Consider the following 14,496-nt stretch of genomic DNA (forward strand, 5'->3'; position numbering starts at 1 on the left):
TTTTTCCTGCGTCAGGTGATGGAGCGTTTGGGGTTTCCAGCATTAAATGGGAGAGCGTCTGGGTAGGGTTGGAGGCATGCCATCGTTCCAAACCCGCCTGAAGATCACGGGCCTGCGCCCCGGCAATCCGCCTGAAGCCGTCATGGATGCAGCAGTGGAGGCGCTGGAAACACGCCACCACGTGGAGTCGAACCAGCTGCAGATTGCCGGTGGAGTGCCGCAGCTGAACCTGCGGTTCCTCGTCGAGGCGACCGAGTACAGCGGCGAGAACCGGCAGGCGCTGGAATCGGCAGCCATGATGCGCGACGCCGTCGAACGCGTTGCGCTGACCGGCTCGCTGATGGTGCTGCGCCGCAACAGGGGCCGCTGGGCGCCTGTCTGAAAGGAGCTACGCCAGGGGAGGGTCCGGCTCTTCCACCGGCGATCGGTCGCCCCGGCGCCGGGTCACAATGATGCCGACGACGACGCCGATCACCAGTCCCAGCGCCACGCCGATCAGGGAGCTGGCCCAGAAGGGCAGGCCCGTGGCGGAACCGGTGAAGTAGCCCAGGCCAACGAGCCAGCAGGCCCAGAGCAACGCCCCGAGCCCGGCGCACAGGCTGAACCCGCGGACCGAGACGTTCGCGATCCCGGCAGCGGCGGACGTGGCCAGCCGTCCGCCCGGAATGAACCTGGCCCCGATGATGGTCCCGTACGTGGACGAGCGGCCGGCCTTCGCAATGGCGATGTGGATTCCGGAGTGCACACGCCGGCCCCACTTCCAGCGGTCGAGGACGTGGCTCAGCCGCTTCCTGAACAGTTGGAACACCACAACATCGCCCAGCCAGGAGGCCAGGGCGGACAGGGCCAACACCAGTAACACGTTGGCCCGGCCGTCAGCGGAAAGGGCTCCGCCGGTGATCACCACCATCTCGGACGGGACCGGCGGAAAGATGGCGTCGCCCAGCACGATGGGGATGATCCAGAAATAGATGGCCGTCCCCCAGCTGTCAGCGCTGCCGAAGTCCATTGCCACAAGGTACCGCACTTTGCCCGCCCAAGCCGGGGAGCCAGAAGTTGCTGCGGGCAGCCCGGCGCATCCTTCAGGAACGGCTCCGGGCCGCCTCGCTGAGCTGCAGGCGGCTGCGGTACTCCACCGGCTTTCCGGAGATGGGATCCACGAACCGGATGCCGCGGGCCAGGAGCTGCAGGGGCTTTGTATAGTCGTCCGGAGCCTTGTCCAGCAACTCCGGGTAGAACGCATCGTTGACGATTCCCAACCCCAGGGAAGCCATGTGCACCCGCAGCTGGTGCGTTTTTCCGGTGTGGGGTTCCAGCCGGTACAGCGCCCGGCGCACCGGACTGCCAGCTGCCGCAACAGTGACTGAAGCACCCCCGTCGAACGTTTCCAGCCGCTCAATCCGCGTTTCTGCGTTGGGCTCGCCGACAATCACCTCGGCCAGCAGGTAGCTGCGGGACTTGGTCATGCGGTTGCGCACCACCACGGGAAATTCGACGGCGGGATACCCTTCGGCGGGCTCTGCGGCGGACACGCACTCGTAGTTTTTTTGGACCTGGCGCTTTTCAAAAAGCACCTGGTACTTGCCGCGGGTGTCCGGGTTCGTGGAGAACAGCAGGACGCCGGCCGTCATCCGGTCCAGCCGGTGCATGGGAATCAGGTCCGGCAGGTCCAGCTGATTCCGCAGGCGCACCAGGGCGGATTCCTGGATGTAGGTGCCGCCGGGGGTGGTGGGCAGGAAGTGCGGCTTGTCCACCACCAGCAGATGCTCGTCCTGGTGCAGGATGCCCAGCTCCACGGGAATGCGGGTTTCAGGCGGCAGTGTCCGGTAGTACCAGATGAACGTATGGTCCTGCAGCGGCGTGGAGCGGCTCAGCGGGGTGCCGCCCTCGCCAACGATCTCGCCGGCGTCGAACCTGTCCTCGATGCCCTGCGGATCAATATGCCCCCAGCGGTGCATCATGTAGTCCATCGCGGTATCCCAGGGACCCTCAACGGGCAAGCGCAGGCGGGTGGCATTAACGCCGTCGCGCACGGGGAGGGGGGATTGCATCACCGGACAATTCTACGGGGCGCGGTTGCTGCCTGAAGCGCTCCCGGGACTGGGCACCCCGTCACCCTCCGCCGCTTCCGTCCGCTTGCGGGCTGGCCCAGCCGCGGGCGATGGCGTCGAGGGCTGCGCTGTAGGCAGCCGCCCAGTCGGCACCCGGCGGGCCCACCTGGGCGAGCTCGAGGCTCACCAGGCCGTGCACCTGGCCCCAGATCGCGAAAGCGGCCACCTCAACCGGCGCCGGCCGCAAGGCCCCGCCGGATTGCGCGGCAGCAACGGCTTCCATGAGGGGTTTCATGGCGCCTGCAGCCACCTCCGGGCTGGGCTGGCAATCCACGTAGGCCGCCAGAGCGCCGCCGAACATCAGCCGGTACAGCGCGCGATGCTCCAGCGCCCACACCCTGTAGGCGGCTCCAAGCTCACGAAGTCCACCCGGTGCGGCGGCAACCTGCGAGTCCCGGAATGACCTGAACCCATCATCCACCACCGCCGTCAAGAGCTTGGACTTCCCGCCGAACAGGGAATAGACGGCAGTAGTGGAAGTTCCTGCTGCCGATGCCACATCCCGCAGGGTTACCTTGGCAGGCCCGTCCCGGTCCACCAAGTCAGCAGTTACGGCCAGCAGTTCTTGCTTCAGGGAGTCGTTATGCACCACGGGTCTTGCCATGGTGTCCATTGTTCCATAACATTGTTTTGTAACGCGGTTATAAAACGGCGTTACGACACCAAAACCAAGGAGATTCCCATGGCGCCGAGCGTTTTTTCTGGCCGCTACACTGCTGACCCGGGCCGGGAATCGGTCACTGTTTTCCTGATCGGCATGCGGGCAAACCGGTGGTGGAGGGCGGGGACCGTTGGAAAGGTTGCTGCAGCAATGCCGCGGATGCTCCAGCACCTGGCCGGGGAGCCGTCGTCGGGGATGCTGGGCTATGAGCAGTGGTTTGGACGGACCACACTGCTGCTCAGCTACTGGGAGAGTCCGGAGCACCTGCGGAAGTTTGCCGCGGACAGGGAGTCCCCGCACCTGGAGCCGTGGCGCCGGTTTATGAAGGAAACGGCCGGGAGCGGGGACGTGGGCGTCTGGCATGAGACCTACCAGGTGCCTGCGGACGGAATCGAGGTTATCTACAACGGGATGCCCCTGTTCGGGCTGGCGAAGGCCACGGCCCATGTCCCTGTCGGAGCCGGGAAAAATACTGCCAGGCAGCGGATGGGCAGGTCTGCGAGGCCCTCCGCCGCATCAGCAGCCCCCGCTCGGCAAGCCTGACGCCCGTCAGGCGAAAGCAGCGTGCCCGTCAGGCAATAGCGACGGCGGGCGCGTCCTTGAGCGTCCGGCGGAGCTGGGGGGCGGCGTCCAGCCGGTCCTGCGCCGACCGCAGGGCAAGCACCGCGGTCTCCAGCTTCTCCGGCGGCAAGGTGAACGGCACCCGGAGGTAGCGTTCGAAGGCGCCACCAACCCCGAAGCGCGGCCCTGCTGCCAGCCGGATCCCATGTTCGGGTGCGATGACCGTCAGCGCCGTGCTGATGGGCGCAGGCAGTGTGCACCAGACGGACAGGCCGCCGGAGGGGTACGCCGTGTCCCACTCCGGCAGGTATCCGGCCAGCAGTTCCAGCAGGGCGCCACGGCTGTCCCGGAGGGCAGTAAGCCGGGCCGGCAGCGGCTCGTCCAGGGCCCGGACCAGATGCGCCGCGGCCAGTTGTTCCATGACAGGTCCGCCCAGGTCCAGGGAGGTCCGTGCCGCCGCGAACCGCTGGATCAGGTCGCCGGAAGCCCGGATCCAGCCGGTGCGCAAACCTGCCCAATGGGACTTGCTGAGCGATCCGATGGTTACCACTGCTGGACTGAAGGCGGCCACGGGAGTCGTTTCGACGCCGTCGAGGTTCAGCTCCCGCAAGGTTTCATCCACCACCAGTGTTGTTCCGGCGGCGGCCGCCGCCCTGACCAGGTGGCGGCGCTGGAGGTCCGGCATGGCTTGTCCGGTGGGATTGTGGAAGTCGGGCACCACGTACGCGAGTTTGGGGCGCTGCTGCATCAGGGCGGACTGAAGCGCCTGCATGTCCCAGGCTGGAGCCTGGCCGCTGTTAACGCCAGCAACGGAAGCAACCGTGAATGCCACCGGAGTTGGCCGGCAACCGGCGGCGCGGATGGCATCAAGGGCGTTCGGATAGCTGGGGTGCTCCACCAGCACCCGGTCCTGCCGTCCGGTCAGGGCACGGAGGATGATATTCAGCGCGTGCTGGGCGCCCGACGTCACAAGGATCTGGTCCGCCGTCGTCGGTGCTCCGGCTGCCGTGTAGCGTGCCGCGACGGCCTCGCGCAGGGGGAGCAGGCCGATGGCGTCATAGCCGAATCCCGGGAGCAGGGCCGGAAGTTCGGTGAGGGCGGCCGCGAACGCACGGTGCACCACCTCACCGCTGGCGGGAAGGGACGCGTAGGCGAGGTCGATCAGCCCCTGCGGCGCGGCCAGTCCGGGTGCTGCCAGTCCCGGGCCTGCCAGCCCTGCACCGTCAGGCATTGGGCCAGCGAGGACCGTGATGCCGGCCGGCGTTGCTCGTGGAATCCGGGTCCGGCTCCTGCTGCCTTGGCCGCTGGTAAGGAACCCCTGCTCCCGGAGGAGGCCGTAGGCTGCGGTTACAGTGGTGCGGCTGACGCCCAGTGATTCGGACAGTGCCCGCTCGCTGGGCAGCGCGGTGTCCAGCGCCACGCGGCCGTCCAGAACAAGGAGGCGCACGACGTCGGCCAGCTCACGGTACGCTGGCGCCGCACCCACGTTCCACGTGCCGAGAAGGCGGGCAAGGGCACCGGCGCTGAGCGAAGACATAAGGCCAGTATTGCAAACTGGCTATATATTTCAAGGCCAGTTCTCGGGGATAGTTGTTCCCATGTTGACCCGCAGACTCCTCCAGCTTTTCCTCGGCCTCGCCATGTACGGCATTTCTCTCGCCATGTTCATCCGGGCCGGACTTGGCCTGGACCCATGGGACGTCTTTCATCAGGGCGTGGCCGAACGGACCGGGCTCAGCATCGGCCTGGTGGTCATCATTGTTAGCTTCCTGGTGCTGCTTCTCTGGATTCCGTTGCGGCAGCGGCCCGGGTTCGGCACGTTGTGCAATGCCGTGCTGGTGGGCGTCTTCGCGGACATCGGCCTTGCCCTCCTCCCGGCTTTCTCCCACCTGGGCGCACAGGCCGGTATGCTCGCAGGCGCCGTGCTGCTGAACGGTATCGCCTCGGCATGCTACATCGGTGCACGGTTTGGACCCGGAGCGCGGGACGGCCTGATGACCGGGCTGGCCCGGCGCACCGGATGGTCGGTCAGGTTGTCGCGCACCCTGATTGAAGTGGTGGTCCTGGCCGTCGGCTGGCTACTGGGCGGCTCAGTGGGAGTGGGCACGGTGGTTTACGCCCTCGCGATTGGGCCCCTGGTCCAGCTGCTGCTCCCGGTGTTTATGGTGCCCGCCGCACTCCCGGCGGAACCTGATGCTCAGGGGCGTGACGACGCCGGCTCCGCCGCACCGGAACCGCTGGCCAGTAACGGCTAGTCCAGGAGTCCCCGGGGCGGGCTTGCCAAACAAGATTCCCGGGACCCCGGCAGGGCTCCTTGCCCTGGGCGCGCCAGGATGAGTGCACATGTATTAGGCCAGGAGCGGCTGGCACTTAGGACAGAAGTAGATGTCCCGTTCCTCTTCGCCGTTCAACTTCCCCAGGACGGCACGCCGGATCGGTGTACCGCACTTGAGGCAGGGCTGGTGCTCCCTGCGGTACACCCAATAACCGGGCCGCCCGGCCATCCTCCCCACCGGTAAACCCTTAGCGTTGAGTACGGTCACACGTCGGCCCGGGCCGAGGTTGACTTCCAGGAGTTGCTTGGCGTCGATCATCATGGTCCGCACATCCCGCACGGCGGACACCGGGGACGCAGGATGTACGCCGGAGAGGAAGCAGGCCTCGCAGCGGTAGATGTTGCCGATCCCCGCCAGGTTGCGCTGGTCCAGCAGCGCGACACCGATAGGGACGTCCGGGGCGGCGCGGACCCGCCGCTCCGCTTCGTCCAGGTCCCAGTCCGGCCCCAGGAGGTCGGGTCCAAGGAACCCCACGATGGAGTCCTCATTGTCCGTGGTCACCACTTCAACGATGCCAAGGGAAAATCCGACGGCGTCGGCCACCGGCGTGCGCAGCACGCACCTGGCCGTGTATCCCGGCTTGCGCCACCTGCCGCCCGATGGGTAGACCTGCCAGGTGCCCTCCATTTTCAGGTGCGAGTGGATGGTAAGTTTTTTGTCCTCCGGACCCACTACCCGCATGAGCAGGTGCTTTCCCCGGGGCACCACTTCAGCCACCGTCCAGTCGGCCAGGTTCAACGTGGCGAAGCGGGGCACGCGAAAATCGGACGCGATCAGCTTCTGTCCCGCCAGGGCCTGGTGCAGCTGGTGGGCAGCGCGCCAGACCGAATCCCCCTCAGGCACGGATCCTCAGCCCCTTGGGCGTGGAGTAAGCCCCGGCCGAGCTGAGGGCTGCGGCGACAGGCGTCTCCAGGATCCCGTGGCCGTTCACCTTTTCCATAATCAGCTTGTCGACGGCGCCGCGGGTCACCACACCGACCAGCGCGGAGCCGGCCGCGGCGAGGATGGCGTCGTCGTCGCTGAAGGCCAGCAGCGTTTTTCCGCCCCGTTCCACGTACAGGACGAGCGCTCCGTCCACCAGTACCACCAGTGCACCCGCCTTCCGCCCGGGTCGGTGCCCGGTTCCGGCGTCGTCGTGGAGCGCGGGCCAGGGGAGGGCAGCGCCGTAGGGGTTGGCGGGATCGGTGGCGGCGAGGGCGAGGCCCACGGGCTCTGCCTTGGTGAGCTGGGTGTCCTCCGAGTACGAACGCAGCCGGTCCACGGTGGCCGGAACGGCGAACTGGGCTGCTCCCAGGTGCTCGATGAAGTAGCCGCGGCGGCAGCGACCGGCTTCCTCAAGCCGCGCGAGGACTTTGTACATCAGGCCGAACCCGCCAAGGATCTGTTCTGCCATCACCGAGCCGCGGGTGACCACGCCGTAGCGGTCCAGCAGCAGCTCGGCAGTGGCCCGGGCGTGGATGGTGGGGTCCAGCTCGGGCTGTGGAAGGGCAGACCACCGGCCTGCTGCCAGGGGAGACGTTGTCGTGCCGGCCGTTCCGTAACGGCCGCTGCCCATTCCGGCGGAACCCATCAGGCCGGTCCCGTGGGACCGGCCCAGCCGGCTCAGGCGCGGTGCCCGTGCCCTGGGTGCGCGGGCTACCTGGCGGTGGGCCGTGTGCCCGCCGGCGATCAGGGCGCGGACTGGAGCGAACGTGTCGCCGGTGATGCGGCCGGCCCACGCCAGGTCCCACAGTGCCGTGACAACTTCCTGGTCACTGAGAACCGAGTCCATCCCGCCGGCCACCTCGGTCAGCTGCCGGAAGAAGTAGCCGCCGCCGTTGTTTCGAAGGTGTTCCAGGAGCCGCTGCTGGGCGTCGCCAGGTTCGTAGTCGATGGCAGGGTTCAGGGTCAGCTCTGCGGAATCGGCTAAGTGCAGGCTGATCCAGCCGTCGTTTCCGGGCAGTGCTCCTGCTCCGGACCAGAGCACCTCGCCGGTGGCCATCAGCTCGTCGAGCATGGCGGGCTGGTAATTGGAGACCCGGGATGCCAGGACCAGGGGCTCCCAGGCGGAGGCGGGAACCGGGATGCCGGAGAGCTGGTCGATGGCGGCGACGATGCCGTCCAGTCCACGCAATGCCGGCTGGCCGCGGCCTGCCCCGGGAGTGCGGACGTGCTGCCAGGCCGGCAGGAAACGGCCGTAGGCGGACGCGTCGACAGGCTCCACCTCTGCCCGCAGCGCTGCCAGCGACCGGCGGCGCAGTTTGCGGAGGACCTCGGCATCGCACCACTCACTGACCGTGGCGGGGTGCAATGCCTCGGCCGGTGCCGCGGGGCTGGCAGTAGGAGGGTGGGTAGCTGCGGGGTTGACACCAGCAGGGGTAGCCCCAGCCGCATCGGTAAGAGCCTCGGCTGTAGCACCTGGGTCAGTCCCGGGCGTACTTGAGTGGGGCCGGAACTCGCCTTCCACCACCCGGCCGTCAGCGGCAAGGCGCTTGAGGGCGGTGCTGACCACTGCCACGCCCAAACCCAGCCGGTCTGCCGCTTCGGCCGCTGTAAAGGGCCCGTGGGTGCGGGCATAGCGGGAAACGAGATCGCCCAGCGGATCTGCCACTGGTTCGATGAATGCGAGCGGCACTCCCATGGGAAGGGGGACGCCGATGGCGTCCCGGAGCCGCGCGGCGTCCTCAACGGCTGCAAAGCGTTCCACGCCCCCGATGTTGACCTTGATGGCGCGGTTTGCCCGCTGGAGCGTGAGCAGATGGGCGGTGGCGGATTCGGTAGTGGCATGGGCCAGATCTGGTGCGGGCACCTGGTCAGCAAGTTCGGCCGCAAGCTCTGCATCTGTTGGTTCGGCGGCCGCATCCGCTGCGGGTTCCATGCCAGCCGGTTTCGCGGCAGTCCCTTCGGCAATCCTCCGCGTCTCTGCCACCGGTTTGGCAGTTGCGGGCTCCTCGACCTGGAGCCTCGCGGCAGCTTCCTCCGGCGCCAGCGGGCCGAGGAGCCGCAGCAGGTCCGCGACGCCCTCCACCCCGCGCGCGCGCCGGTCCGGCGCTAGCCGCTGCAGCTCCCGTTCGGTGGCGTCGATAACTTTGGCGTCCAGCAGTTCCCGCAGCTCGACGCGCCCCAGCAGTTCGTTGAGGAGGGTGGAGTCCAGGGCCAGGGCAGCGGCGCGGCGTTCAGCCAGGGGGGAATCGCCCTCATAGAGGAATTGTGCAACGTACCCGAACAGGAGCGACTTCGCGAAGGGCGACGGCTGCGAGGTGGTGGTTTCCACGATCCGAAGCTCGCGCCGTTCCACAGACGCAGCGATGTCCTTAAGCGCCGGCAGATCGTAAACGTCCTGCAGGCATTCGCGCACTGTTTCCAGCACGATGGGGAACGTAGGGTACTTCCGCGCCACGTCCAGCAACTGGGCGGACCGCTGCCGCTGCTGCCACAGCGGTTGCCGCTTGCCGGGCGTCTGCCGCGGCAGCAGCAGGGCACGGGCCGCACATTCCCGGAAGCGTGAGGCGAACAGCGCGCTGCCACCCACCTCTGCCGTCACAATCTGTTCCAGTTCCTCGGGGTCGAACAGGAACAGCTCTGCTCCCGGCGGTTCATCCTCCATCATGGGCACACGCAGGACGATCCCGTCGTCGGCGGCCATCGCGGAGCCGTCCATGCCGTACCGCTGGTTGAGCCGCTGGCCCACAGCAAGCGCCCAGGGCGCATGCACGGGCATGCCGAAGGGGCTGTGGAGAATCACCCGCCAGTCGCCCAGTTCGTCATGGAACCGCTCCACCACCAGGGTGGTGTCGCTGGGCACCACCTCGGTGGCCTGTTTCTGTTCGCTGAGGTACTGGATCAGGTTGTTGGCCGCAAAAGCGTCCAGGCCGCTGGCTTGGCAGCGTTTGGTGGCGGGCCCGACGTCGGACGCTGACAGTTCGCGCACGAACGCTCCAAGGGCGCGGCCCAGGTCCACCGGGCGGCCGAGCGAATCGCCCTTCCAGAACGGAAGCTTGCCGGGCTGGCCGAAAGCAGGGGAAACCAGCACGCGGTCGTGGGTGATGTCCTCGATCTTCCAGCTGGTGGCGCCCAGGGCAAAGACGTCGCCCACCCGGGATTCGTACACCATTTCCTCGTCCAGCTCGCCCACCCGCCGGCCGCCCTTGGGGGCAGGGGCGGGCTTGCCGTCCGTGGAGGGCGACGCCGATCCTTCGACCTCGGTGCCGATGATGTACACGCCAAAGAGGCCGCGGTCCGGAATAGTGCCGCCGGAGGTGACGGCGAGGCGCTGGGCCCCCGGCCTGCCTTCGATGGTGCCGGCGTTGCGGTCCCAGACGATCCGGGGACGAAGCTCGGCGAATTCGTCCGACGGGTAGCGGCCGGCCAGCAGGTCGAGGGTTGCCTCGAATGCTGACCGGGGGAGGGATGCGAACGGGGCGGAGCGGCGGACAGTACCAAACCATTCCTCAACGTCGATGCTGCCCAGTGCGGTGGCCGCCACGGTCTGCTGTGCCAGGATATCCAGGGGATTGGCGGGGATGCTGAGGCGCTCGATCTTGCCGCCCAGCATGCGTTCCACTGTGATGGCTGTGTGCACCAGGTCTGCCCGGTGCTTGGGGAATAGGACGCCCTGGGAAACTTCGCCCACCTGGTGGCCGGCACGGCCCACCCGCTGCAGGCCGCTGGCTACCGACGGCGGTGATTCCACCTGCACCACCAGGTCCACGGCGCCCATGTCGATGCCCAGTTCCAGTGATGACGTGGCCACCACGCATCGCAACCGGCCCGATTTGAGGTCGTCCTCAATCAGCGCCCGCTGGTCTTTCGAAACGGAGCCGTGGTGGGCGCGGGCCAGCACCGGGTCCGCCCCGGCGGAACTTCCCGCCTGCGCCATCATGTGGGCCGGCGTGGCCGTGGAAGCAGGGGCCCCGGGGGCCGCCGCGAACGCCGCGGCTCCTGCCGGTACAGGATCGTCCCAGCCTCCGCCCTCTGCCAGCAGCTGCCGTTCCACGTAGATCTCGTTGAGGCGGGCCGTGAGCCGTTCGGACAAGCGGCGGGAGTTGGCGAAAACGATGGTGGACTGGTTGGCCAGCACCAGGTCAACGATTTTCTCCTCCACGTGCGGCCAGATGGAGGCCTGGGGCTGCAGCCCGGACGCGGGGCCGGAATCGAAGGCTCCGGCAGCACCCTGGAGGTCGGACATATCCTCCACAGGCACGGAGACGGTGAGGTCCCAGTTCTTTTTCGCGGGCGGGGCAACAATTTCCACTGGTGCGGAACCGGCCAGGAACTGCGCCACCAGTTCCCTCGGCTCCACGGTGGCCGAGAGCCCGATCCGCTGCGCCGGTTTGGGCAGCAGGGCATCGAGCCGTTCAAGTGACACGGCGAGGTGGGCTCCACGCTTGGTCCCGGCCACGGCGTGGACCTCATCGATGATGATGGTGTCCACCTCGGTCAGGGTCTCCCGGGCCCGGGAGGTGAGCATCAGGAACAGCGATTCCGGTGTGGTGATGAGGATGTCCGGCGGGTTGCTCAGCAGCGCGCGGCGATCGGCCGTTGTGGTGTCCCCGGACCGGACGCCCACAGTGATCAGCGGTGCCGGCAGCCCCAGCCGCTTTGCCGTCTGCGTGATGCCGATCAGCGGGGAGCGGAGGTTCCGCTCCACGTCAACGCCGAGGGCTTTCAGCGGCGAAATGTACAGGACCCGGGTTTTGCGTTTGGGCGCGCGGGGGCGCCGCCCTTTCGCCGGCGCCTCGGGCGCCGGGGTATCGGGATCGGCTGAGGCACCGGACTCGAGCAGCCGGTCAAGCGCCCAAAGGAACGCGGCGAGGGTCTTTCCCGAGCCGGTGGGGGCGACAACAAGCGCGTGCGAGCCGGAGGAGATGGCCTGCCACGCGCCGTTCTGCGCGGGCGTCGGCTCTGAGAAAGCGCCGAGGAACCAGTCGCGGGTTGGCCTGCTGAACTGGGCCATGGGCGCCTCCGCGGCTGCACCCCTGCCACCCCTTGCGGGCTGTTCCTGGATCATGCCTCCATCATGCCCCAAGCCACCGACAGTGGTGCCGGCGCCCGGAGGCTCCTCCGCCCTTGGCTCAAGCCTTTCCTGCGCTGGGGAGGTTCTTGGTGGCAGGGCCTTCCAGGAGTTGTCCTTCGTTGGTGAAGCGGGAGCCGTGGAGCGGGCAGTCCCAGGTCAACTCGCTGTCATTCCAGTGCACGATGCCGCCCATGTGGGTGCAGACGGCCGACAGTTTGCACGTGGTTCCATTAACGGTGGAGACGGCCACCGGTTTTGTTCCCTCGCGGTAGACCCTGCCCTCGCCTTCGGCCGGAACAACGGGGACCGGCTCTGCCGCAGGCTTTTCCTTGCCTTTCCTCAATCCTTCAGCGGCCAGTTGCCCCCAGCCGGATGCAAGTTTGGCTGCCACCCCGGCGTTGAGGGAAACCGCAGACGCTGCGGCGGCCGGCGAACTGACACGGCGGTGGATGGTGTTGGCCCAGGGCACGTGGCCGCCAAGGATATCGGCGGAAATTCCCACAGCAGCAGCCACGGCGTTGGTCATGCCCCACTTGTTGTAGCCGGTGCCGAAGTAGACGTGGCCCTTGCCCCTGGGGAGCTTGCCGAAGAAGGGCATCAGGTTGACGGGCATATAGTCCTGCGCGGACCAGGTGTGGGTCGCCACCGCGCCGGGGTACTGCTGCACGGCCCAGTCGACGAGACTGCCCAGGTGGTGTTTCTCCGACCGTGCCCGGCCTACGTGGTGTCCGTGGCCGCCAACCAGGAGCAACCGGCGGCCGTCCACTTCGTAGTCCCGCAGGGAATGCGTCGGCTGCTCGACGGAAATGTACATTCCCGGGGGAGGAGCCTGGCCCTCCTGCAGCTGGAGCGCCGCCGCATAGGAACGGCTCGGCTTCAGCTTGGCGAAGTAGAGGCCGCGGTCCAGAACGGGAATCCCGGTGGCAAGCACTACCTCATTCGCGGTGACCGTGCCGTGGTCGGTGTGGATGGTGGCGGGGCCGCCCCCGGTGACGTCCTGCAGCCGCACGCCGCCCACCACGGATCCGCCGCGGTTTCGGATGTCGGACACCAAGGTGTCCAGCACTTCCATGGGGTTGATTTGCGCCTGGTTTGCCAGCCGAACCGCTCCGTGGACGGGAAACGGCAGGCCGGGGTCGCGCACGTATTCCATGTCCAGCCCGGCGGTGGTGCCGGCACTGACCTCCTCCCGAAGCTTTTCCGTGCCCTGCGCTGAAGCCGCGTACGTATAGGCGTCACGGGTCTGGAACGGAACCTTGTGTTCTTCCAGGTACCGCAGGAGCCAGGCCTGGCCTTCGAGGTTGCCGTCCACATATGCCTGAACCTGCTTTTGGGAGTACTGGCGGGCCAGTTGGGCCAGGAAGGTACCCTGCAGCAGCGTCACTTTGGCGGTGGTGTTCCCTGTGGTCACAGCACCGGGGTACCGTGCCTCGAGCACAAGGACGGTTTGACCCGAGCGGGCCAGCAGGAGTGCGGTCACGAGACCGGTGAGTCCGGCGCCGGCGACAACGGTGTCGTAGCTGCTTCCGGGCTCGAAGGGATCAGAGGTGAAGGTCTCTGTGCGGTCCAACCAAATCGACGTCATCCCAGTTCAGCCTGCCTTTTGGTCCTGGCCCTAGCGGGCCGTTTGTGATGTGTCCGTTATAGACCATTACTATTCGTGGCGTAGCTGCTAAGTATACTTATGATGTCGGTGTTTAAGTCTATGGTTTATGGTTTCAGGCGCGACCCGACAGCCATGATGTGAACGTTTACGACAACAGCAGGAGTAATCATGACAGGCATGAGTTCCGACGGTCGCACCGCTGGCCGTACAAACATCCAAAAAGCAGCACTCGCCGTGGGAGCAGTGTTCCTCCTGGTGGGCGTCCTGGGCTTCATTCCGGGCATCACCAGCAACTACGAAACCATGGGATTTGCCGGCCATACATCTCAGGCCTTGCTCCTGGGCATTTTCCAGGTGTCCATACTGCATAACATCGTGCACCTGCTCTTTGGAGCGGCCGGCATCGCCATGGCCCGCAGCGCGGCCCAGTCCCGGAACTACCTGATCGTAGGCGGCGCCATCTACCTGGTCCTTTGGCTTTACGGCCTTCTGCTAGGCGGCGACACGCCCGCGAACTTTGTTCCCGTAAACAGCGCGGATAACTGGCTGCACTTTGTCCTGGGGGTCGCAATGATCGGTTTGGGCGTGGCTCTTTCCCGTGGCACTTCGCGTGTCGGGGGTACCAGCGCCGCGCGCTAAATGTTTTGAGCCCTCGGCATTTATGACATAACGCCCCAAGGGCGGAAACCACCTGCAGGCGGCCCGGCACTTGCCGGACCGCCTGCATTTGTCTGTACTGGATTTGTCTGCGCTTTAGTTCCTCTACGCTCGCTGGTAATTCCAGCGCCGCAAATTACCAGCCTTTGTCTTCCTACGCGGGCTGGAACGCTCCGATGGTTAGCAGCGTAATTTCCGCGTTGCTGCAGGCTTTGGTGGGCTGGGGCAGAAACAGGGATGCTGTGTCCTCCGGCGGGTAGATCCGGTAGCCTGCGGCATCCACCATGGCGCAGTCCGGGTAGTTTCCGGCCTGCGTATAGCGCAGGACTGCGGAGCCTGCCTGGCCGGGGGCCAGCAGGACGTCGGTTGGAGCGGTGGCTTCATCACGGGCAGCCGGAGCGCCGATGGGGGCGCCGGCAGCATCGGCGGTCAGGGATACGCCGGCAAAACCACGAAGGACACAGGATTCCGGACCGGTGTTGGTGAGGTTGAGCTTCATGTAGACGCTGCCGGCTGCTCCGCCCCCTGACGCATCCGTGGCGGCGGAGAGGCCGGCCGCTTTGCAAAGG

11 protein-coding genes and 1 pseudogene are annotated in these 14,496 nt (G+C 66.9%); 4 read left to right on the plus strand and 8 right to left on the minus strand.

The window, feature by feature from the left end; genetic code table 11:
- The first annotated feature begins 76 nt into the window (after positions 1–76).
- On the plus strand, positions 77–382 hold the full coding sequence (locus tag M1D93_RS03940) for a hypothetical protein (protein ID WP_461173877.1): 306 nt from the start codon (positions 77–79) through the stop codon (positions 380–382).
- Between the two features lie 6 nt (positions 383–388).
- Here the strand turns inward: M1D93_RS03940 and M1D93_RS03945 are convergent, their stop codons facing one another.
- From M1D93_RS03945 to M1D93_RS03955, 3 genes are all read right to left on the minus strand, one after another.
- Positions 389–1,009 (minus strand): DedA family protein, encoded by a 621-nt coding sequence (locus M1D93_RS03945; RefSeq protein WP_461173878.1) that lies wholly within the window; start codon positions 1,007–1,009, stop codon positions 389–391.
- Between the two features lie 73 nt (positions 1,010–1,082).
- Positions 1,083–2,051, minus strand: a complete 969-nt coding sequence (locus M1D93_RS03950; protein ID WP_461174919.1) for an RluA family pseudouridine synthase — start codon at positions 2,049–2,051, stop codon at positions 1,083–1,085.
- Positions 2,052–2,112: 61 nt separating this feature from the next.
- Positions 2,113–2,715, minus strand: coding sequence for a TetR/AcrR family transcriptional regulator (locus M1D93_RS03955; RefSeq protein ID WP_461173879.1), 603 nt, complete (start codon positions 2,713–2,715; stop codon positions 2,113–2,115).
- 78 nt (positions 2,716–2,793) lie between these two features.
- Here M1D93_RS03955 and M1D93_RS03960 point away from each other — a divergent pair, with 78 nt between their 5' ends.
- Positions 2,794–3,315, plus strand: a complete 522-nt coding sequence (locus M1D93_RS03960; protein WP_461173880.1) for a DUF4188 domain-containing protein — start codon at positions 2,794–2,796, stop codon at positions 3,313–3,315.
- A 28-nt stretch (positions 3,316–3,343) separates the two neighbouring features.
- Here the strand turns inward: M1D93_RS03960 and yczR are convergent, their stop codons facing one another.
- Positions 3,344–4,870, minus strand: a complete 1,527-nt coding sequence (gene yczR / locus M1D93_RS03965) for a MocR-like transcription factor YczR (RefSeq protein WP_461173881.1) — start codon at positions 4,868–4,870, stop codon at positions 3,344–3,346.
- A gap of 61 nt (positions 4,871–4,931) precedes the next feature.
- Between yczR and yczE the strand changes: the two genes are divergently transcribed.
- Entirely contained in the window at positions 4,932–5,588 is a 657-nt protein-coding gene (gene yczE, locus M1D93_RS03970) for a membrane protein YczE (RefSeq protein ID WP_461173882.1), read from the plus strand.
- 93 nt (positions 5,589–5,681) lie between these two features.
- Here yczE and M1D93_RS03975 read toward each other — a convergent pair whose 3' ends face one another.
- The 3 genes from M1D93_RS03975 to M1D93_RS03985 form a co-directional block, all read right to left on the minus strand.
- Complete coding sequence (locus M1D93_RS03975) at positions 5,682–6,512, minus strand: Fpg/Nei family DNA glycosylase (protein ID WP_461173883.1); 831 nt, start codon at positions 6,510–6,512, stop codon at positions 5,682–5,684.
- Positions 6,505–11,658 carry an Lhr family ATP-dependent helicase gene (locus M1D93_RS03980; protein ID WP_461173884.1) on the minus strand — a complete coding sequence of 1,718 codons (5,154 nt, stop codon included), beginning with the start codon at positions 11,656–11,658 and terminating at the stop codon, positions 6,505–6,507. The genes M1D93_RS03975 and M1D93_RS03980 overlap by 8 nt, the downstream gene beginning before the upstream one ends.
- Before the next feature lie 64 nt (positions 11,659–11,722).
- Entirely contained in the window at positions 11,723–13,249 is a 1,527-nt protein-coding gene (locus M1D93_RS03985; protein ID WP_461173885.1) for an FAD-dependent oxidoreductase, read from the minus strand.
- Positions 13,250–13,438: 189 nt separating this feature from the next.
- Between M1D93_RS03985 and M1D93_RS03990 the strand changes: the two genes are divergently transcribed.
- The gene (locus M1D93_RS03990; RefSeq protein ID WP_461173886.1) at positions 13,439–13,909 is read left to right on the plus strand and encodes a DUF4383 domain-containing protein; all 471 of its coding nucleotides are present in this window, start codon (positions 13,439–13,441) and stop codon (positions 13,907–13,909) included.
- A gap of 172 nt (positions 13,910–14,081) precedes the next feature.
- Here the strand turns inward: M1D93_RS03990 and M1D93_RS03995 are convergent.
- Positions 14,082–14,432, minus strand: a pseudogene (locus tag M1D93_RS03995) (DUF4232 domain-containing protein); the annotation flags it as partial.
- Positions 14,433–14,496 lie beyond the last annotated feature (64 nt).

Source organism: Arthrobacter sp. Z1-9 (assembly GCF_054792695.1).

Coding starts and splice junctions, on each gene's coding strand:
- M1D93_RS03940 (WP_461173877.1), top strand. CDS start 77: ATGCCATCGTTCCAAACCCGCCTGAAGATCACGGGCCTGCGCCCCGGC.
- M1D93_RS03945 (WP_461173878.1), bottom strand. CDS start 1,009: ATGGACTTCGGCAGCGCTGACAGCTGGGGGACGGCCATCTATTTCTGG.
- M1D93_RS03950 (WP_461174919.1), bottom strand. CDS start 2,051: ATGCAATCCCCCCTCCCCGTGCGCGACGGCGTTAATGCCACCCGCCTG.
- M1D93_RS03955 (WP_461173879.1), bottom strand. CDS start 2,715: ATGGCAAGACCCGTGGTGCATAACGACTCCCTGAAGCAAGAACTGCTG.
- M1D93_RS03960 (WP_461173880.1), top strand. CDS start 2,794: ATGGCGCCGAGCGTTTTTTCTGGCCGCTACACTGCTGACCCGGGCCGG.
- yczR (WP_461173881.1), bottom strand. CDS start 4,870: ATGTCTTCGCTCAGCGCCGGTGCCCTTGCCCGCCTTCTCGGCACGTGG.
- yczE (WP_461173882.1), top strand. CDS start 4,932: ATGTTGACCCGCAGACTCCTCCAGCTTTTCCTCGGCCTCGCCATGTAC.
- M1D93_RS03980 (WP_461173884.1), bottom strand. CDS start 11,658: ATGATCCAGGAACAGCCCGCAAGGGGTGGCAGGGGTGCAGCCGCGGAG.
- M1D93_RS03985 (WP_461173885.1), bottom strand. CDS start 13,249: ATGACGTCGATTTGGTTGGACCGCACAGAGACCTTCACCTCTGATCCC.
- M1D93_RS03990 (WP_461173886.1), top strand. CDS start 13,439: ATGACAGGCATGAGTTCCGACGGTCGCACCGCTGGCCGTACAAACATC.